The organism is Flavobacterium davisii (genome assembly GCF_019565505.1).
Taxonomy (GTDB): domain Bacteria; phylum Bacteroidota; class Bacteroidia; order Flavobacteriales; family Flavobacteriaceae; genus Flavobacterium; species Flavobacterium davisii.
In genome coordinates this window covers 2,837,069-2,858,117 of the sequence record NZ_CP067378.1, presented here as the reverse complement: position 1 = coordinate 2,858,117, position 21,049 = coordinate 2,837,069, and the positions used below count along the sequence as shown (strand labels likewise).

Annotated in this window: 19 protein-coding genes and 2 pseudogenes; 3 read left to right on the top strand and 18 right to left on the bottom strand. The window is 30.5% G+C overall.

Annotated elements, in window-relative coordinates; translation table 11 throughout:
* Window positions 1-38 precede the first annotated feature (38 nt).
* Together JJC05_RS13640 and JJC05_RS13635 are read right to left on the bottom strand one after the other, a co-directional pair.
* On the bottom strand, window positions 39-479 hold the full coding sequence (locus JJC05_RS13640; RefSeq protein ID WP_235877646.1) for a Crp/Fnr family transcriptional regulator: 441 nt from the start codon (window positions 477-479) through the stop codon (window positions 39-41).
* Entirely contained in the window at window positions 476-625 is a 150-nt protein-coding gene (locus JJC05_RS13635; RefSeq protein WP_235877644.1) for a hypothetical protein, read from the bottom strand. The genes JJC05_RS13640 and JJC05_RS13635 overlap by 4 nt, the downstream gene beginning before the upstream one ends.
* A gap of 107 nt (window positions 626-732) precedes the next feature.
* On the opposite strand from JJC05_RS13635, the gene meaB reads away from it, so the two are divergent.
* A complete protein-coding gene (gene meaB / locus JJC05_RS13630) occupies window positions 733-1,821 on the top strand; it encodes a methylmalonyl Co-A mutase-associated GTPase MeaB (protein WP_105196954.1) in 1,089 nt (362 codons plus the stop codon).
* 170 nt (window positions 1,822-1,991) lie between these two features.
* Here meaB and JJC05_RS13625 read toward each other — a convergent pair whose 3' ends face one another.
* The 6 genes from JJC05_RS13625 to JJC05_RS13600 all read right to left on the bottom strand — a co-directional run bounded on the left by JJC05_RS13625 (window position 1,992) and on the right by JJC05_RS13600 (window position 6,877).
* Window positions 1,992-2,240, bottom strand: coding sequence for a hypothetical protein (locus JJC05_RS13625; protein ID WP_127822803.1), 249 nt, complete (start codon window positions 2,238-2,240; stop codon window positions 1,992-1,994).
* Window positions 2,241-2,355: 115 nt separating this feature from the next.
* Window positions 2,356-3,237 (bottom strand): transposase, encoded by an 882-nt coding sequence (locus JJC05_RS13620; protein ID WP_235877642.1) that lies wholly within the window; start codon window positions 3,235-3,237, stop codon window positions 2,356-2,358.
* 59 nt (window positions 3,238-3,296) lie between these two features.
* The gene (locus JJC05_RS13615; RefSeq protein ID WP_235877302.1) at window positions 3,297-3,680 is read right to left on the bottom strand and encodes an IS110 family transposase; all 384 of its coding nucleotides are present in this window, start codon (window positions 3,678-3,680) and stop codon (window positions 3,297-3,299) included.
* A 446-nt stretch (window positions 3,681-4,126) separates the two neighbouring features.
* Window positions 4,127-5,122 (bottom strand): TerC/Alx family metal homeostasis membrane protein, encoded by a 996-nt coding sequence (locus JJC05_RS13610; RefSeq protein WP_088394399.1) that lies wholly within the window; start codon window positions 5,120-5,122, stop codon window positions 4,127-4,129.
* Between the two features lie 125 nt (window positions 5,123-5,247).
* On the bottom strand, window positions 5,248-5,475 hold the full coding sequence (locus JJC05_RS13605; RefSeq protein ID WP_088394401.1) for a DUF8828 family protein: 228 nt from the start codon (window positions 5,473-5,475) through the stop codon (window positions 5,248-5,250).
* Window positions 5,476-5,494: 19 nt separating this feature from the next.
* Entirely contained in the window at window positions 5,495-6,877 is a 1,383-nt protein-coding gene (locus JJC05_RS13600; RefSeq protein WP_088394403.1) for an MATE family efflux transporter, read from the bottom strand.
* Window positions 6,878-7,059: 182 nt separating this feature from the next.
* Here JJC05_RS13600 and JJC05_RS13595 point away from each other — a divergent pair, with 182 nt between their 5' ends.
* On the top strand, window positions 7,060-8,613 hold the full coding sequence (locus tag JJC05_RS13595) for a vWA domain-containing protein (protein WP_235877639.1): 1,554 nt from the start codon (window positions 7,060-7,062) through the stop codon (window positions 8,611-8,613).
* Window positions 8,614-9,057: 444 nt separating this feature from the next.
* On the opposite strand, the gene JJC05_RS13590 is transcribed toward JJC05_RS13595, so the two are convergent.
* From JJC05_RS13590 to JJC05_RS13545, 10 genes and pseudogenes are all read right to left on the bottom strand, one after another.
* On the bottom strand, window positions 9,058-10,692 hold the full coding sequence (locus JJC05_RS13590) for an ABC-F family ATP-binding cassette domain-containing protein (RefSeq protein WP_127822800.1): 1,635 nt from the start codon (window positions 10,690-10,692) through the stop codon (window positions 9,058-9,060).
* A gap of 96 nt (window positions 10,693-10,788) precedes the next feature.
* A complete protein-coding gene (locus JJC05_RS13585) occupies window positions 10,789-11,004 on the bottom strand; it encodes a putative signal transducing protein (protein ID WP_088392217.1) in 216 nt (71 codons plus the stop codon).
* 12 nt (window positions 11,005-11,016) lie between these two features.
* A pseudogene (gene ggt, locus JJC05_RS13580) lies at window positions 11,017-12,702 on the bottom strand (gamma-glutamyltransferase).
* 104 nt (window positions 12,703-12,806) lie between these two features.
* Window positions 12,807-13,776 (bottom strand): annotated as a pseudogene (locus JJC05_RS13575) (Fic family protein).
* Between the two features lie 111 nt (window positions 13,777-13,887).
* Window positions 13,888-14,514 (bottom strand): DEAD/DEAH box helicase, encoded by a 627-nt coding sequence (locus JJC05_RS13570; protein WP_127822798.1) that lies wholly within the window; start codon window positions 14,512-14,514, stop codon window positions 13,888-13,890.
* Window positions 14,515-14,582: 68 nt separating this feature from the next.
* Window positions 14,583-15,746: a sigma-54-dependent transcriptional regulator gene (locus JJC05_RS13565; protein ID WP_088392223.1), complete on the bottom strand. Its 1,164-nt coding sequence runs from the start codon at window positions 15,744-15,746 to the stop codon at window positions 14,583-14,585.
* Window positions 15,747-16,017: 271 nt separating this feature from the next.
* A complete protein-coding gene (locus tag JJC05_RS13560) occupies window positions 16,018-17,325 on the bottom strand; it encodes an ABC transporter permease (RefSeq protein ID WP_088392225.1) in 1,308 nt (435 codons plus the stop codon).
* Between the two features lie 100 nt (window positions 17,326-17,425).
* The gene (locus JJC05_RS13555; protein ID WP_088392227.1) at window positions 17,426-18,352 is read right to left on the bottom strand and encodes an ABC transporter ATP-binding protein; all 927 of its coding nucleotides are present in this window, start codon (window positions 18,350-18,352) and stop codon (window positions 17,426-17,428) included.
* Window positions 18,353-18,511: 159 nt separating this feature from the next.
* Complete coding sequence (gene dnaJ, locus JJC05_RS13550; RefSeq protein WP_105196753.1) at window positions 18,512-19,627, bottom strand: molecular chaperone DnaJ; 1,116 nt, start codon at window positions 19,625-19,627, stop codon at window positions 18,512-18,514.
* 71 nt (window positions 19,628-19,698) lie between these two features.
* The gene (locus JJC05_RS13545) at window positions 19,699-20,238 is read right to left on the bottom strand and encodes a nucleotide exchange factor GrpE (RefSeq protein ID WP_088392231.1); all 540 of its coding nucleotides are present in this window, start codon (window positions 20,236-20,238) and stop codon (window positions 19,699-19,701) included.
* Window positions 20,239-20,379: 141 nt separating this feature from the next.
* Here JJC05_RS13545 and JJC05_RS13540 point away from each other — a divergent pair, with 141 nt between their 5' ends.
* Window positions 20,380-21,048, top strand: coding sequence for a YceI family protein (locus JJC05_RS13540; protein ID WP_127822794.1), 669 nt, complete (start codon window positions 20,380-20,382; stop codon window positions 21,046-21,048).
* Window position 21,049: the final 1 nt, after the last annotated feature.

The window sequence follows — 21,049 nt, the reverse complement described above, 5'->3', positions numbered from 1 at the left end:
AAAGTATTTTCATAATACTAAACTCGTTGTGATCTAGATCACAACTCAACTTTTTTAGACATAATTCTTGAAATACTTTCCCTACTAACCCCTAAATCCGTGGCAATTTGCTGATGAGTTAACTTAATACCGTTTGACTCTAATTTCGTGCTATATTTTTTCAAATATCGTTCTAATCGTTTATCTAGATCATCATTTTGCAAGCCTATATATAATTGAAGTATATTTTGAAATTCAAAAGATAATCTATTTACTATATAGTCTATAAATCTTTTATCTTTTTCCAACAATTCTTCTACCACCACTTTTGGCAACAACCAAGCTTCTACTTTCGTTAAAGCTTGAGCGGTGAACAATAACTTATCCATTATATTATAATGAGAAAAACTAACCATACATGCCTCCCCTGCAACTACATAATCTAACAAAACATCTTTCGAAATAGAAGTACAATCCAACCTCACTACTCCTGATTTCACAATAGGCAAATACAAAAAGAATCTCCTTGAGAAACTAAATAATCTCCTACTTCAAATTTTTTTATCATTATTCTTTTTTGAAATGCTTCCAAACTAAAAAGCATTTCAACTGATTGGCAATCAATATCTAATATTTTTTCATTCATGATAAAATACATTTCAATAAAATAATAGGAATTTTTAAAATCTACATTCTAAAGATAAATCATTATTATTACAAAAAATAATTATCTTTACTAAAAAACCAGATCCATTGAATACTTACAGAAAAAAGTCCGCTCTAAAAGAAAATGAAGGCATCAAACAACCTGAAAGTATTAATCCAGAAGCAATCAAGCAAATAAAAGAGCACAGGAATAAAAACCTTACACCTGAAATAATTACAGAAAGCATCCTTAAAGGAGATAAAACAGCGCTTAGTAGAGCCATAACACTAGTTGAAAGCACAAATAGTATACACCAAGAAAAAGCCAACATAATTATCCAAAATTGTCTACCTCATAGTAATAAATCTATCAGAATTGGCATTACTGGTGTACCCGGAGTAGGTAAAAGTACTTTTATAGAAGCCTTTGGAAAACTATTAACCTCATTAGGAAAAAAAGTAGCTGTATTAGCTATCGATCCAAGTTCTAGTATTAGTCATGGAAGTATTTTAGGTGACAAAACACGTATGGAAGAGTTGGTAAAGGATGAATATGCCTATATTCGGCCTAGTGCTTCAGGCGAAAGCTTGGGAGGTGTAGCTAGAAAAACAAGAGAAAGCATTGTACTATGTGAAGCTTGCGGTTTTAATATAATACTTGTAGAAACAGTTGGAGTAGGACAAAGTGAAACAGCTGTACATAGTATGACTGACTTTTTTTTATTATTGAATTTAGCAGGGGCTGGAGACGAACTGCAAGGTATAAAAAGAGGTATTATGGAAATGGCTGATTTATTAGTAATTAATAAAGCGGATGGTGATAATACAACCAAGGCGAAACTTGCTAAAACAGCATTCAACAGAGCTTTACATTTATTTCCTGAAAAAAAATCAGGTTGGATTCCAAAAGTCACAACTTGCAGTGCTCTAGAAAAAAAGGGAATTGACTCTATATGGCAAACTATTGAAGAATATGTTTCAATAACAAAAGAAAATGGTTATTTCGATAGCAAAAGAAACAATCAGAGTGAATACTGGCTTTTAGAAAGTATAAACGAGCAATTAAAAAGTCATTTTTTTAATCACCCTACCATCTCCTCTCTTTTAGAAATTGAAAAAATGGCCATACAAAACAACCAAAGTTCTCCATTTGTTTCTGCACAAAAATTACTAGACAATTACTTTAAAAACAAATAAAAACTATTTCTTTCTTATGACCTGAATCATTTTAAACCTAGATTACATAATAAAATTTGTAATCAAGTACAAAGGCAAAGAAGAAGATATAATAAATTGTTTTTTTTTACAGATACAGACATCTAAAAAACAACAACTTAACATATAGTTTGTTTCTTCGACAGAAGAAGTTAAATTTTCAATGTTATATGATTATATAATTCTACCCATTCACTTTCGAATCTTACTTTGGTCGAAATAAAAATGAACATTTTTTTAGATTCAACGTCATTTTTATATATAATACTATCTTTAAGGTTCAAATTTACTGTAATAATATCGTGTAATATTTCTTGATTCGTGTATTTTGTAGTCCGTTTTGGTTTAGGTAATTTCAAAACTAAAATGGTATAAATTTCATTTTCTTCCAATTCAAGCACGTTTTCTAATTTCTTTCATCAAAAGATAATTCTCTTTTTCTAAAGTTTTATGTGAGAATTTGATTTTATTTTTTTTTTACAACGAAGTTTAATGCGGAATTCTATCTAACTTAATTTAAGGAATTGATAAAGAAGTAGTTTCGATTCCGTATTTTTTAATCATTTTTTTAATTTGTATCGTTTTTTTATTCTTCATTTCTTGAATATATTGGTCTGTATTTATTGGTATATAATGTTGTTTTTTGACTATCATATTCCAAATTATAACTGCTATTTTTCTTGCTGTTGCTGTAATTGCAGCACCTCTTCCTTTTTTAAAAGAAATCCTTTTAAAGAACATAACGAGGTAACCTTCTTTTTTTCTTTCAATTGTATTTGCCGCATTTCTTAATGTCAATGCAAATTTATTTTTCCCTTTTGGAGTTCTGCTACTCAAAACCTTACCTCCACTAATTTTATTATTTGGAGCTAACCTGAGCCAATTCACAAATTGCTTGGAGGTCTTGAATTTATATATATCGGTGCCTATTTCGGCTAAAAAACTAGTAACGGTTCCTGAGCAAACTGATTCTATAGCAAAGAGATCTACTCCAAAAAGTTTTAAACTATATTTCTGTACATCAAATTTGGGTTGGTTTTTCCCTTTATTCTGTTTCTTTACCAATTCGATATCTTCTGATAAAACAATTTCTCTGGTTTGATTTTTCAGCACTTCATCAATACGAGTATCGGTGTTTTTTATTTTATCTTGAATAAGTCTGTAAATATCATAACAATCGGAAAGCTCATGTAGGTATTCATTGTTTATTTTACCTTGTAAAGCGTCGGCTATTTCTTCTTTGCTTTTTTTAACTCGTTTGTCGCAATATTCAGCTAATTTTTCACCTGAAGTTTCACCTGATAGTATCATCTCAATTACTCTTATTCCAGAAACTCCTGTGATGTCACTTATCACAACGTCGAGTCTGAAGTTCATTAAACGTAATGCTTTTTGCATTTTGTTTACAAAGCCTGAACTTTGTTCAATCAAACTAGAACGATGTCTATGAAGTGTTCTTATCTGCAAAGTGGTTTCAGAGGGCAAAAAGAACCTCGTAATAGCCCTAAAGAATGAAGTTTCTGTATCCATTGTGCATCTTTCACATCTGTCTTTGCTTTGAGGTTTTTTGTTTGAGTCCCTTGAACCAAAAGAACTTCAAAACCATTTCCCTGCAAGATCATAAACAAAGATTGCCAATAACTCCCTGTGGACTCCAAAGCAACACTACGAATCTTGTTCTCTTGAAGATAAGCTACCAAAGCGCATAATCCTGATTGATAAACATTAAATTCTCTAATTTGATTTTCATCCTGTCCTATGGCTACAAAATGAGAACGTGACCCAACATCAATTCCTGCAGCATTGGGATTTACAATTTGCATTTTTTCGAAACTTTTCATAAAATATTTTTTTATTAAAATGCGAGGAAATGTAATATCTTTGCTTAAATTATTCTATACGAGATAACATGGTGTTTCATCATTGATTGTCTCAAAGGGCTTCCAAATGGAAGCCTTTTTACATTTCAGCCAAAATCTGGGAGGGGATAAATTCACCATTTTATACATAGGCTTCGCTCGCAAGTGCAAGTTAGCTCTCATTTGTCAAAGAACAATACTTTCTTGAAATCTGGGTTTAACTTTTTATTTCTTGAAATAGTAGCTATATAAAATGTATTAAAAATATTAACCCTTGTTTTTAGAACAAAATCTTTAAAAACAAGGATTAAATTCAGAAGTGAGAAGGTCTTAAACCTTTATTTTATCAATATCTTTTATTTTTAAATATACCTAGATAAGATTTTTTTCAGCATAATATCGTAGCATATTAAATTATATAAAATACATTATTCTTTAGATTCAGGAAAAACAATTGACAAAAATACAGACAGTACTAAAACAGCGCCTATTATTATGAGTGATATTACAGAATCTACGTGATAAAAAGGAGCTATAATCATTTTTATCCCTATAAAGGTTAAAATAATAGCTAACCCGTAAGGAAGTTTGTGAAATAAATGAATAAAATTATCTAGTAAAAAAAATAGAGCTCGTAATCCTAATATAGCAAAAATATTAGATGTATATAGAACTAACGGATCTCTTGAAATAGCAAAAATAGCGGGGATAGAATCAACGGCAAATAACAGGTCTGTAAATTCAATAACTGTCACTACAACTAACAAAGGCGTTGCTATTTTTTTACCATTTTCAACTGTAAAAAATTTATTTCCATCATAATTATCACTTACATTAAAAATTCTACGTACTAATTTTGCTCCCTTAGTATTGTTGTAATCCTGATCCTGATCTTCATCATTACTAAACCAAGATTTAATTCCTGCATAAATCAGGAATAATCCGAAAAGAGTCATCACTAAGTTAATGTCATATTTAAATCCCGAAAAACCTATTAATCCTAAAATTTTATTCAAATAGGTTAATTCTATCAAAAAAGCCCCTGAAAATATAAAAATTGCTCTTAAAACAAGAGCTCCTATAATTCCCCAGAACAGTACTTTATGTTTATTTTCGTTGGCTACTTCAAAAAATTTAAAAACCATAATAAAAACAAAAAGATTATCTACCGAAAGAGCCTTTTCAATCCAATACGCTGACTGGAACTCATAAAATTTAATAGCTCCTGCAAAATGATATAATAATCCACTAAATCCCATTGCTAAAGCAATCCAGACAAATGACCAAGTTGCAGCTTCTTTACTAGAAACTTCGTGACTTTTTTTATTAAAGATTCCTAAATCTAATAACAACATAAACAAAACTATAATTGCAAATGTTAAAATTAACCAAGGATGTTCTTCAAAAATTGGATGTTCATTCATATCTTTTTTTTTACTATCTACTAACTTATTTTAATTCACTAAATGTCATTTTCATAAAACCCAAAAATTAACATCCCGATAAATCATCACTTATCGGGATTAAAGATATAATAGATTATGAATTTTTATTCTTCATATCTTTCCATTTCTCGATCGTAAAATTCTCCTGCTAAAGTAATTAAATATTCCATTTCTCTTTCTATTTCAGATTCATCTTCATCATCTAACTCTTCTATAAATTCAATTGAATCATCTTTTAAATTAATTAAAAAACGAGGAAATTCTAGATGAATAATAAAAATATCATCTGGAAAATCAGAATTATCTGCTAAAACAAATTTTGGTAATGTCATTTTATAATAATTTTTAATATTAATTTGTGCTATTTTGGAAAATCATACGTTTAGACAATTTTTCAAATCTATAAAACAAAAGCAATGCGGCTGCAATAAGTCCTGATAACAATCCAATCCAAACCCCAATAGCTTTTAAGAAAGTAAATAAACCTAAATAAATAGATATAGGAAAACCTATAATCCAGTATGCAACAAATGTAAGATACATTGGTACTTTTACATCTTGTATTCCTCTTAGAGCACCAAGTACGGTAACTTGTATTCCATCAAAAATTTGAAAAACAGCCGCAACTAAAATCAAATTAGATGCTATTGTAGCTACCTCTGTACTATCTCTTAAAGCTAATGTATTTTTGGAATCTATAAATAATTCAGGTAACCAATTATTTGTCACTATAAAAAGAATTGCAAAAATTCCTTGAATTAATATTGCTAATAAAAAAATAGAGCGTGCAATAACTTGTAATTTTTTATAATCTTGTATCCCCTTCTGATTCCCTATACGTATCATACCCGCAACCCCTAAACCAGAAACAAACATAAAGGTAAAAGTTGCTAAAGTTAGAGCTATTTGATTAGCTGCTTGGCTAGTTGTACCAATACTTCCGCACAACCAAATAGCTCCTGTAAACAGCGCTACTTCAAAAAACATTTGCATAGCGGAAGGAAGTCCTAGATCAACTATTTTTTTTGTCATTGATTTCCCTATACTTTTAATAGTAAATCCTTCAAAATAAGGTTTAAATTTTTTTCTTGATCTTAAAGCAAAATGAATATAAATCACCATTATTACCCTTGATAAAACAGTTCCAACTGCCGCTCCTAACATTCCCATTTTTGGAAAAATCCAAATACCATAAATCAATACTATATTAAAAAACAAGTGTATGACATTACAAAGCAAATTAGCCCACATACCATACTTTGTTTCACTTTTACCATCGGCAAATTGCTTATATCCTTGAAAAATAATTAACGGAATTAATGAAAATGCAACTAAGTCTAAAAATGGTTTGGCTAGTTCAACTACTTCTTCTGGTTGTCCCATATATACAATCAAAGGCTTAGTTAAATATATAATAGCAAATAAGGTAATTCCTAATACTGTACAAAGCAATAATCCGTGATGAAAAACACTACGTCCTTTTATTAAACTATTCTCTCCATCCGCTTCTGCAACTAAGGGTGTTATAGCTGTTGAAAATCCTAATCCTAATGACATTCCTATAAATACAAAACTATTCGCTAAAGAAACTGCCGCAAGTTCCTTTGCTCCCAGTTTTCCTACCATTATGTTATCAACTATAGAAACTAAGGTATGCCCTAACATGCCTAAAACAATTGGATATGCTAATCGTATGTTTTCTTTAAATTCTTGAGTATAAGTCGAAAGCTTCATAGTCTGCAAAGATAATTTATTCAATGACAATTTCAATGACAATTTCAATCAACAATTTCAATCAACAATTTCAATCAACAATTTCAATCAACAATTTCAATCAACAATTTCAATATAAATAAATGAGGCACATAATTTGCTATAAATAATAAGAAAAAACTTAATTAATAACCGCTATTTACATGAAAAAAACATTTCTAACACTATACCTACTAGCATTATCTTTTACTGCTTGCAAACAATCTTCTAACACGACTAATGAAGAAATAGCTAACGAGGTAGAAATTAACAATCTAATGCCGGAAAATCCTGAAACAAGCGATCCAGAATACACTAATCAGGAAAGTTATGCAGAAATAGAAGAAAACAAATTTGAAAACACAAATATAACTCCCTTGTCTACATTTTCGATTGATGTTGATAATGCTTCTTATACCAACATCCGTCGTTTTATCAATAACGGTCAAAAGATTCCGAAAGATGCTATACGTCTAGAAGAAATGATCAATTATTTTTCTTATACTTATCCACAACCGAATGATAATCACCCCTTTTCTATTAATACAGAATATAGTGAATGTCCTTGGAATTCCAAACATAAATTATTAAAAATTGGTCTTCAAGGAAAAAAGATGGATAAAAACAATCTTCCTGCTTCTAATATTGTTTTTCTTATAGATGTTTCTGGATCTATGGAAGAAGAAAACAAACTTCCTTTACTAAAAGAATCTATGAAGGTTCTCACAAAGGAATTACGTTCTGAAGACAAAGTTTCTATAGTTGTATATGCAGGAGCAGCAGGTATGATTCTTCCTCCTACTTCAGGAAATGAGAAAAACAAAATAATAGATGCTCTTGATGGCTTAACTGCTGGCGGCAGTACCGCTGGTGGAGAAGGAATAGAATTGGCATATAAAATTGCGGAAGAAAACTTTATCAAAGAAGGTAATAACCGAATTATTTTAGCAACAGATGGAGACTTTAATATCGGGGCTTCAACCGATAAAGAAATGGAACATTTAATAGAACAGAAACGTAAAACTGGCATCTTTTTAACTTGTCTAGGATACGGCATGAACAATTATAAAGATAGTAAAATGGAAACCCTTGCAAACAAAGGCAACGGAAACTATGCTTATATAGACAACATGCAGGAAGCCACTCGATTTTTAGGCAAAGAGTTCAATGGCTCTATGTTTACCATTGCTAAAGATGTTAAAATTCAAATTGAATTTAATCCCTCTCAAGTACAATCCTACCGTTTAATTGGATATGAAAACAGAAAACTAAACGACGAAGATTTTAAAAATGACGCTATTGATGCAGGAGAATTAGGAAGTGGTCATACAGTTACTGCTTTGTATGAAATTATCCCAACAGGAGTTGAAAGTTCTTATTCTCCTACAAAGCTAAAATACACATCAAAAGAATCTCAACACAATTCTACGTCTCTTGAATTAGCTACAATCAAGTTTCGATATAAAAAACCAGAAGGAGAAAGAAGTATTGAAATGATACAAACCATTAAAAATTTAAACAACCCTTTAAAATTTGCTAGTTCTGATTTTAAATTTGCTTCCTCTGTGGCGTGGTTTGGCATGAAATTAAGAGACTCGAAATATATTGAAAACAAAAAGACGGAAGATATTATAGAGCTCGCTAATAAGGGGGTACATAACGACTCAGAAGGTTATAAAACTGAATTTATTCGACTTATTAAAAGTGCTCAATTGTAATCATTTTTGTAAAATACTTATAATTATTTAATATTTAGCATTATGATAAAATGGGTGTTCTAAAAAATAGCTATTTAACTTAAATCCAGATTACGCATTAGACCCGAGCGTAGCGAATAGACGAAGTAAATCTATTCCACTTTATTTTTCTTCAAATTTAAGCACGTACTCAAATTTTAATCATCAAAATAGTTCACTATTTCTTCTTCTAAAATTTTCCGTGAGCACTTGAATTTATTGAAAAATTTTGTTTCACAACGAAGTCTAATGCGTAATCTGGATTAAACAACAGAAAAAATATAATGTTATCAGTACTATATAATTTCTTCCTATGACCAAATTGGTAACTTTAGTACACCTTTTTTTATTAGGATTGGTTTTGGCTCACATAAAAAAAGGCTCTTTCTAAAATTGAAAAGAGCCTCTTTTTGCTTTATGATCATTTTATTTCTCGATTTCCTTTAGATTTTCCATTTTCTTGAAAGCCAAGAAACCTTTAATATCTTCAAAATGTTCTCGAACTCTTTTATTGCCAAATTCAAACACTTTAGTTACTAAATCATCTAAGAAATCACGATCATGGGAAACTAAAATTAATGTTCCGTCAAATTCTTTTAATGCTTCCTTAATAATATCTTTAGTTTTCATATCCAAATGATTGGTAGGCTCATCCAGAATCAATACATTTACAGGTTCTAACAAAAGTTTAATCATAGCTAAACGTGTTTTTTCTCCACCTGAAAGAACTTTTACTTTCTTCTGAATATCATCTCCTTTAAACATAAAGGCACCTAAAATATTTTTAATTTGGGTACGAATATCTCCTTCTGCAATTCGGTCTATAGTTTCAAAAATGGTTAAATCACCATCTAATAATGCCGCTTGATTTTGAGCAAAATATCCTACTTGTACATTATGCCCTATTTCTAATTTACCACTATCATGATTAATTTCTTTCATAATAGCTTTGATCATTGTTGATTTTCCTTCTCCATTCTTTCCTACAAATGCTACCTTTTGACCACGTTCAATTACCATATTAGCATTATTAAATACCACATGATCATCATATTTTTTCGTAAGTTCTTCCACAACAACAGGATACTGCCCTGAACGTGGCGACGGTGGGAATTTTAGCTTTAAAGCGGATGTATCAACTTCATCTACTTCTACCAAAACTAATTTTTCTAACATACGTACACGGGACTGTACTTGCTCTGTTTTTGAAAAAGTCCCTCTAAAACGCTCTATAAAAGCCTGATTTTCAGCAATAAATTTTTGTTGTTCATCATACGCCTTTTGCTGCTGAATTCTTCTATCCTGACGTAAGACTAAATAATCAGAATATTTTGCTTTGTAATCATAAATTCTACCCATCGTCACTTCAATAGTACGATTAGTAATACTATCTACAAAAGCGCGATCATGGGAAATAACCATTACTGCTTTAGCTTGAGTAACTAAGAAATCTTCTAACCATTGAATACTTTCCATATCCAAGTGGTTGGTCGGTTCGTCTAACAATATTAAGTCCGGTTTTTTTAATAAAATTTTAGCCAACTCAATACGCATACGCCATCCACCAGAAAACTCAGAAGTTTTACGAGTAAAATCTTCACGAACAAAACCTAATCCTTTTAATACTTTTTCAACTTCTGCTTCGTAATTAACTTCTTCTATAGAATAATATTTTTCGGAAAGTTCTGAAACACGTTCAATTAACTTCATGTACTCATCACTTTCATAATCTGTACGAATAGTTAATTGTTCATTAATTTCATCTATCTCCGCTTTCATTCCTAAAACGGAAGCAAAAGCCTTCGAGGTTTCTTCCATTACTGTACTGTCATCATTTAATAACAAATGCTGAGGCAAGTATGCAATTACAGCATCACTAGGTGCTGAAATATTCCCTCGTGTAGGTTTGTTTTCACCTGCAACGATTTTTAACAAAGTGGATTTTCCAGCTCCATTTTTGCCCATTAAGGCAATTTTATCATTTTCATTAATTGCAAAAGTCACATCGCTAAAAAGCGTAGTTCCGCCAAACTCTACGGCAATATCGTTTACTGTAATCATAATTGAAGTTTAAAAGTTTAAGGGGATTTAAAAGAGTTCCTTAAATTTTTGAAGGTGCAAAGATAAAATTAATGACTAAATTAAAGAATTTGAAAATCAAAAATTAATGATTTTTTCCACTAATAATTTTGCTTGCATTACATCTTTTTTATTCACTAGAACATCAACACCCGAATAAGGACTCCAAAATCCAGCCATAGCCGTAGCTTGAATTTCATTTTTTAAAATTACAAAAATCCCATTTATTTCTAATTCTGCCTTTATAGCCAAGGCACTTATTTCATTTCCAGAAAAAACTATAATCAAACTCATTTTTATTTTTTGCTAAAACCCAACAGCCTTATCATCTCCTCTATAATCAGCCCCTCCTTCCAACTTACCGTCTGGTAATACCAAAATAGCATCTACTTTCCCTATAATCTTATTTTGTTTTTCATTAATAATATATCCCTTTTTTCTTAAACTATTAATCAATTCATTCGAAAACTGATAAGGTTCAAAAACAACCTCATCAGGCAACCATTGATGATGAAATCGAGAGGCGTTAACGGCTTCTTGCATAGTCATTTCAAATTCTATAACATTCAAAAAAGTCTGTAATACCGAAGTAATAATAGTCGAACCTCCCGGAGTTCCTACAACCATAAATAATTTACCTCCTTTTTCTATAATTGTTGGAGTCATAGAACTTAACATGCGTTTTTTAGATTGAATTTCATTTGCTTTAGCTCCCACAAGTCCATATAAATTAGGAACTCCAGATTTTATACTAAAATCATCCATTTCATTATTGAAAAAAATCCTAATTCATCTGAATAATGTTTACTCCCAAAATTATCATTTAAAGTTGTTGTGGCTGCAATTGCATTCCCAAAAGCATCTACTATAGAATAATGAGTAGTTTCTGTACTTTCATTAGAAAAATGAATTGCTCCGTGTTTTATTTCAATAGAAGGAGTCGCTTTGTCAAAAGAAAAACTACTCATTCTACCTTTTAAATAGTCTTCATTCAATAATTTTTCTTGTGGAATTTTAACAAAATCGGGATCTCCTAAAAAATAATTTCGATCAGCATAAGCCCTTCGTTCCGCTTCAACAATAATCTGAATTGCTTTTTCTGAATTATATCCAAAATCTTTTAACGAATAAGGTTCTATCATTTTAAGAATTTGTGACAATGTAATCCCACCACTACTAGGAGGAGCCATCGTTACCAAACTATAATCTTTATACTGAATAATTATAGGTTTTCTCCAAACAGGCGAATATTCCTTTAAATCTTTTAATGAAATAATTCCTCCCCTTTTTTAACAAAATTTACAATCTTTTTAGCCGTTTCTCCTTCATAAAATTCTTTTTCCCATTTTTAAGAATTTTTCTAAGAGTTGTTGCTAACTGTGTTTGCTTTATTGTATCACCTTCTTTATACACTTTAGAATATAAACTATGAGCTCCATTTACTTTTATGAAATCATTCCTATAAGAAGCAAAGGTAATTTCATTCTTTTTGTAACTACAAATCCTTTTTCTGCCAATTCTATAACTGGTGTTAAGATTTCTTTTAACGGCAAAGACCCCATTTTTTTATGTACCTCTAATACCCCCGCAATCGTACCAGGGAACCCCTACAGCACTACCAGAACTCGTACTTAATCCTTCTATTACATCTTTGTTTTTATCCAAAAACATATCCTTATAAGCTCTTATTGGTGCTTTTTCTCTATAATCAAGACTTCCTGTATTTCCATTTGCTTTCCTATATACCATAAATCCACCACCACCAATATTCCCTGCTTGCGGATAACAAACAGCCAATGCTAATTCAGTTGCAACCATTGCATCAAAAGCATTACCTCCTTTTTTTAATATTTGAATACCAATATCAGAAGCTTCTTTCCTCGCTGATACTATCATTGCTTGCTCTGAAACCACTCCTTTTACCGTTTGTGCATAAAAACATCCCTCTTTGAATAGAAATAAGAGTATAAAAAGCATTTTATATTTCCACATATCTTTTAACATTTATTATTTTTCAGTACAAGTTATCTATAAAATATAAAATCTCCTAAAAAAGGAGACTTTACAACAAATTCACAAAAAAACTTTATCATTTTTTATTTCAAAGTTCTTTTTCTCTTTCTATTTTCGATATATTCTTGGATAGCTTTCTTCGTCGTAACCCAATTTTTACCCTCTTTATGTGCATCTATTTTTCCTTGCCTAGCCAATAAACTAACATATTCTTGAGTAAATCCATACGATGATGATGGCTCATTAACAATATTAGCAATTGGCAAATAATCTTCATCATTATTAGGCAAAGCTGTTAAATAAATATTTAATGTACGTTCTACAGCTTGACACATTAGCAAAATAAGTTTTTGATAATTTCCATTATTTGCCTGATTTAAAGCTTCATAATATTTTTTTCTATCGTTTTTTAAAATAATAGCTGGAGGAAAGCCACAACGCATTAATAATAAATTCATACACAAACGAACTGTTCTGCCATTACCATCAAAAAAAGGATGTATCCAAACAAATTTATGATGAAATATAGTAGCTAATTCTATATCATTCAAATCTAAAGGATTTGAATTAACAAACTCCACTAATTCATCTACCAAATCCGAAACTTTATTAGCATTAGGCGGAATAAAATTAGCCCCTGATATACGAACACCTCCATTACGTAAGCGTCCTGCAAAATCATCTTCTATTGATCTTAAAACATATCCATGTAAAGTAAGCATATCTATACTTCTAAAAATATATTCATCACTTACTATTTCGTAAAGATAATCAATCGCTTTTTCATGATTTTTTGCTTCAAAATGTTCTCTTAGAGAAACTCCTTTTATAGTGATTCCTTCTTGAAGAACCATTTGAGTTTCTCTTAAGGTTAGAGTATTCCCTTCAATGCTATTAGAATTATAGGTCCATTCTATAGAAAGTGTTTCTTTTATTTTTTCAATAGCTATCTTAGGTAATGGCCTCGGCTTTTACCAGCATTTCCTTTTTTTCATACAGTCTTTCAAAAGTTAACTGAAATTCTTCTCTATATGACAAATCTATATTCCACACAGCACAAATTTATTAATATCGTTTTGATTTTAAAAATTTTTATCCGATATTAACATTTTAAATAAAAAAATAGGCATCAAAACTGACACCTACTTTATTAAGTCTTTAATATTAATCTTCGTCATCGTATTCCAATCCAAAAAGATACGGATCTATCATAATCTTATCTGCTAAAATTTCAACACGTTCTGTTAATTGACTAGTAAAAAACAAACGTTGTGTTTTTTCTACACTTAAAGACAAGCGCTGAACAATTGGTTCTAAACGTTGCTTAAAAAGAATATCTGCATCATCTACTACAAAAATTTTAATCGTATTCATATTAAATCCAGCTCCAGAAAACATAGCATTAATTTTATTAGGAGTACCTATTAAAATATCCATTCCTGCGGAAATAACGTTCTTCTCTTCATCTATATCCGTTTTATCATTCACACCAATCACCCTTAGATTACTATATTTTCCAAACTTTTCAAAATAATCTAACATTTGTAAAACAGACTCTTTATCTTTAACCATAATTAATGCCCGTGTAGATTCGCCTATTGCTTTCTCTAGTTTTTGAATAACTGTATAAGCTATAGTAGAAGACTTTCCTTCTCCTCCATTCATTACCACTACAGCATCTGCACCACTTTTTAAGGTTCCCCAACAATCCAACTGTACTTCAGTTGCTTCAGTAAGACCATTTTCAATTAGGGCATTATGAAGATTTTGATTTATTTTTTTTAAATTCATGTTCTTTGAAACATTAAATAAAAAGAGATAACTCTTTAAAAAATTATCACTTTAAAACTTTTAATTAATTATTTAGATGCAAATAATTTTACATCACTTTCTGAAATTTCATTACCTCCTAGAATAATCAAACGCTCTACGACATTGCGCAACTCGCGAATATTACCTGTCCAGTCATATTCTTGTAACAATTTAATAGCTGAATTTGAAAAAGACTTTATCGCACTACCTTGTTCTATAGCTATTTTGCTAGTAAAATGTTCAATTAATTTAGGAATATCATCTCTTCTATCATTCAAAGCAGGAACCTTTATTAAAATAACAGCCAAACGATGATACAAATCCTCTCTAAAACGACCTTCTTCTATTTCTTTTTTCAAATCTTTATTAGTTGCCGCTACTATACGGACATTGACTTTTATATCTTTGTCAGCTCCTACACGTTGGATTAAATTTTCTTGTAAAGCACGTAATACTTTCGCTTGAGCAGGCAAACTCATATCTCCAATTTCATCTAAAAAAATCGTTCCTCCATTAGCAGCCTCAAATTTACCCGCCCTATCTTTTACAGCGGAAGTAAAAGCTCCTTTTACATGTCCAAACAACTCACTTTCTATTAATTCAGAAGGAATAGCAGCACAATTTACCTCTATCATCGGCCCAGAAGAACGTTCGCTACGCTGATGAATTTGATGAGCCACTAATTCTTTCCCTGTACCATTTGGTCCCGTTATTAGCACACGTGCTTCTGTGGGAGCAACTTTTTCTATCATCTCTTTTATATGCAATATCGGCATACTCTCCCCTATCATTTCGTAATTTTTGGAAACTTTTTTCTTAAGAATTTTATTCTCAACTACCAATTTCTTTTTATCTAAGGCATTACGAACAGTATTCAATAAACGATTTAAATCGGGTGGTTTTGAAATATAATCAAAAGCTCCTAAGCGCATTGTATTAACTGCTGTCTCTAAATCACCATGCCCTGAAATCATAATCATAGGTATCTCAGCCTTTATTTTCTTTATAGCTTCTAATACTTCTACCCCATCCATTTTAGGCATTTTAATATCACAAAGAATTAGATCATAATCTTCATTCTTGGCTTTTTCTAAACCTTGCACTCCATCTTCTGCCTCATCTACTTTATAAGCGTCATTTTCTTCCGCAAGAATTTTTGCTAAAACTCTACGAATTGCTGCTTCGTCTTCTATTATTAATATTTTACTCATTTTATATATTTGAGAATATTTTTTATTATTCGAATTTACAAAATACAACTAAATCAATCACCTAACGATTGGTACATTGCGAAGCGTTCCCAGCCTTAGTTTTTGCCGAAGCGCAACGGGGGTCTATTAAATCTCAAAAGAAATATTTTCAATATACTATTTGTTTCATAAAAAACGTAAAGTCCATTTTTTATAGCAACTTTTTCGTATCAGAATTTTCAAAATTCAAGAATATTTCCATATCTAACAGTTTGATTCTTAAGGCTAACTTTTAATATTTAAGCCATTTATATAATTCTTTCCAAGTAGGCTTTTTACCATACATTAATATTCCTACTCGATAAATTTTGCTAGCAAACCAAACTACCCCTAAAAAAGTTCCGAAAAGTAGCAATATAGATAGTACTAATTGCCAAACGGGAACCCCAAACGGAATACGCATTAACATGACTATTGGTGATGTAAATGGAATCATAGAAAAAATAGTTGCAACAGTTCCGTGTGGATCATTTACTACTGTAAAGAAACCTACATAAATTCCTAACATTAACGGCATAATAATAGGCAATAAAAATTGTTGCGAATCAGTTTCTGAATCAACCGCTGCTCCAATAGCAGCATACAAAGAGCTATATAAAAAATACCCTCCTATGAAATACACTAAAAAGAAAGCAACTGTAGTTAAAACTGGTATCTCGTTATAATAAAGATTAACCTTTTCAATCATAGCTGTTATATTCTCTGCTTGCGAAGGTAATTGCCTCATAGCTTCATGTACTGTTGCTGTATCTGTTGAACTACTCAAAAAAATAGAGGATCCAAAGAACAATAATAATACTAACGCGATCCAGATAACAAATTGCAAAATACCAGCTAATGAATTACCAATAATTTTACCCATCATTAATTGATATGGCTTTACGGATGAAATAATAACTTCAATAATTCTGGATGTTTTTTCCTCTATAACACTTCGCATTACAAAGTTTCCATAAATAATAATAAACATCATTATTAAATAGCCAAAAGCACCTCCAAAAAACACCTTTATTTCATTTAAGTATTTTAAACCTTCTTCACCTGAAAACTTTTCGATATGAAGTGCTGATTCCACCTTCGCTTTTTCAATTTTTTCGGAATCAAATCCTAGTACTTTTAGATTTTCTTTAGTCAGATGTGCATCTACTAATTTTTCAATATCAGAAACAAATTCTAAACTAGGACTTTCATCTGAAATGTATGCTACTTTGTTTATTAATTCTTTTGATTCTACAACTTTTGGAATAAAAATTAAGCCTTCAAAATCTTTTGAAGCTGTTTTTTTTGCTAAATCAAAAGGCATTTGGGATAAATCGGTATACTTTATTTCTTTACTATTTTTGAAATCTTGTTTTAGAACTCCTCCTTCATCATGAATTGCAATTTTCTTAACTTCCCCTTTATTCATATTAGTTAGAACACCAATTAAAACTGACATTCCTAAAAAAAGTAAAGGACTTAGAAAAGTCATTATTATAAATGATTTATTACGAACTTTGGCAATAAATTCTCTTTTTATGATTAAACTCAATATATTCATATTTCGTAAATTTCAATTTTCAAATCACAAAACAAATAAAATAACAAACACTAAATACTAAGGTTTAAAAGTTATTCTTTATTTTGAATTTTATTTTTGATTATTTTTTATTGGTTACTGTTTGAATAAAAATATCATTAATTGATGGAATATTTTCTGTAAAATGGGTGACTTGTCCATTTTTAATCAAAATTTCTAATAATTCATTTTGCGTTTTATTTCCCAGATCAATTTCTAATTTAAGATCATTATTCAATGATTTAAAAGATGTTTGACTAACTGTAAATTTTTGTGTTAAATCATACATTAAACCTTCTACATTATTAGATAGAATACCCACCTGAAATTTATGCGTTCGATATTCTTTCTTAACATCACTTACCTTTCCTTCTATTAATTTATTAGATTTATGAATAAGAGCTATATAATCACACATTTCTTCTACACTTTCCATACGATGAGTTGAGAAAATAATAGAGGTTCCTTGCTTATTTAACTCAATAATCTCATCCTTAATTAAATTAGCATTTACAGGATCAAAGCCAGAAAAAGGCTCATCCAATATTAATAATTTCGGTTGATGTAAAATAGTCACAATGAATTGAATTTTTTGTGCCATTCCCTTTGATAGTTCTTGTATTTTTTTGTTCCACCAACCTTCAATACCAAATTTTTCAAACCAATATTTAAGTTGCTTTTTAGCCTCAGCATGAGGCATCCCTTTTAGTTGTGCCAAATACAAGGCTTGTTCTCCTACTTTCATTGTTTTATACAAACCACGCTCTTCAGGCATATAACCTATATATGATACATGGTGAGGAGCTAACTTTTCGCCATCTAAAAAAACTTCACCACTATCAGGCATTGTGATTTGATTAATAATACGTATCAAGGATGTCTTTCCTGCTCCATTAGGACCTAAAAGTCCATAGATACTCCCTTTAGGAACTTGCAATGAAACCGAATTCAAGGCGGTATAATCACCATATTGTTTCACTACTTTATTTACTTCAAGAATATTATTCATTATGTAAGTTTGAGTCGTTTTCTTTGCTTTCTGTAAAGCTGTAAAAATAAATAATTAGTTGTTGATAAATAAAAAATGTTACAAAAAATCCCAGCCTTTGATATCAAAAGTTGGGATTATATTTCAGATTCTGATGAACAAACTGTTTAAGTCTATAAATTATGAAAACATATCTTTTACTTTTTCAAAAAAAGATTTATCCGTTTTTTCTGGTTTTGGATTAAAATTTGAGTTTTCAAGATTTTCTTCAAAGAATTTCTTTTGTTCTTTTGAAAGATTTTTAGGTGTCCATACATTAATATGCACTAACATATCTCCGTTACCATAACTATTTAAACTCGGAATTCCTTTTCCTTTTAAACGTAAAATTTTTCCAGACTGAATACCTTCTTCTAGTTTGATGCGAACTTTACCTGTAACTGCATCTATATCTTTTGACACACCTAATACGGCTTCTGGATAACTTATATATAAATCATAATGTAGGTTTTCTCCTTCGCGTTTTAAAGTTGGATGTTCAATTTCTTCAATAGCTACAATTAAATCTCCTGCTACTCCATTACCGGGCGCATCGTTTCCTTTACCTGCAACCTTTAATTGCATACCATCTACCACTCCAGCTGGAATTTTGATAGATACCGTATCATCTTCTAAGATCATACCTTGTGAATCAGCATCAGAAGGTTTTTTATCAATCATTTGCCCTAGACCTCCACAAGAAGGACAAGGTGAAGCGGTTTGCATTCTACCTAAAATAGTATTTTGTATTTTAACAACTTGCCCCGAACCATTACATGTCGAACAAGTTTTATAGGTAACTCCTGTTGCTTGTATTTTTCTTTTTACTTTTATCTTTTTTTCAACACCAGTAGCAATTTCTTCTAGTGTTAACTTTACTTTGATACGAAGATTACTTCCTTTTGCACGACGTTGACCTCCGCCTCCGCCAAAACCTCCAAAGCCTCCACCAAAAGCACTTCCAAAAATATCACCAAATTGACTAAATATATCATCCATATTCATGTGATGACCTCCAAAACCTCCTGCTCCATCAAATGCGGCATGACCATACTGATCATATTTTGCTCGTTTATCGGCATCGCTCAACACTTCATAAGCTTCAGCTGCTTCTTTAAATTTTTCTTCAGCTGCTTTATCTCCGGGATTTTTATCTGGGTGAAATTCAATCGCTTTTTTACGATATGCTTTTTTAATTTCTGATTCAGAAGCTCCTTTGCTAACTCCTAATATCTCGTAAAAATCTTTCTTGCTCATAATTTTAATTTAAAATCTGAATATCTGAAATCTCAAATTGCTTACCAATATCAATTTCTAATCTCAAATTATTAATTGCCTATTACCACTTTAGGAAAACGAATAATTTTATCCCCTAGTTTATATCCTTTTTCTACTACATCTACCACTTTTCCTTTTAAATCATCACCTGCTGGAATTTGGGTAATTGCTTCCGCATAATCAGCATCAAACGCATCTCCTTGTTTGATTTCAACTTCATTTAATCCTTTTGATACCAATGTTGATTTTAATTTTTCATGAATTAACTCAACTCCTTTTACCAATGCTTCATCTTCTGATTTTGAAATTTGAACCCAAGCTCTATCAAAATCATCTAAAACTGGCAACATAGCTTGCAATACTTCTTGTCCTGCTGTTTTAAATAATTCAATACGCTCTTTTGAAGTACGTTTTTTATAATTTTCAAACTCTGCAAAAAGACGTAAAAATTTATCCTTTTCACTTGCTAACTCTTCTTGTAATTTTTCCTCAATAGTTAACTCATTAGCTTGAGTTGCTTCTACCTGTTCTTCTTGGGATTTTTCAGTATTGTTTACTTCTAATTCTTTTTCTGTATTTTCAGCACTCATTGTCTTATCAATTTTGAATTGCGATCGCAAAAGTATTGCCAAAAAACAAAAAATGCCAAATTGTCACTTTTTTTCTATTTAAATTGTATCTAAAGGAGACAATTTGTAAATTAGTAACTAATAATCAACACTTTAAAACTTATGAAAAAGTTATTAATTTTCTTCTATTTAATTGTCATTTATTCATTGATTTCTTGCAAAAAAGAAAGCACAACTGCTCATGGTAGTTACTTAACTCACTTACCTGAAATAAAAGGAATAAAATACCAAGTAGATACATTACGCTCTACAATCTATTGGACTGGCTTTAAGCCTTCTGAAAAACATACTGGAACTTTAAAACTTAAAGAAGGTCTTTTTATTTGTAATCAGAATACTATTGCCTTAGGACGTTTTTATATGAATATGAATTCTATAACAGTAACTGATTTAAAAGACAAAAAAGATAAAAACAAGCTAGAAAACCATTTAAAAGGGCTTGCTGACAAAAATATTAAAGATCATTTTTTTAATATATCCAAATATCCTATTTCTGATTTTAGAATTACGCATTCTGAATTAAAGAACAACAAAACTATCATTTATGGGAATTTAACTATTAAAGGCATAACAAAATCTGTTAATTTTCCTGCCAAAATTAATATTAATAATGATCAAATAAGTTTAAAAAGCGATACACTTCAACTAAATAGAACCTATTGGAATGTAAACTATGGCTCAAAAAGTATTTTTGATGATCTTAAAGATGAATTTATCAGCGATCAAATTCACATACAAGTGAATTTAATTGCCAAAAAAATTAAAAAATAAA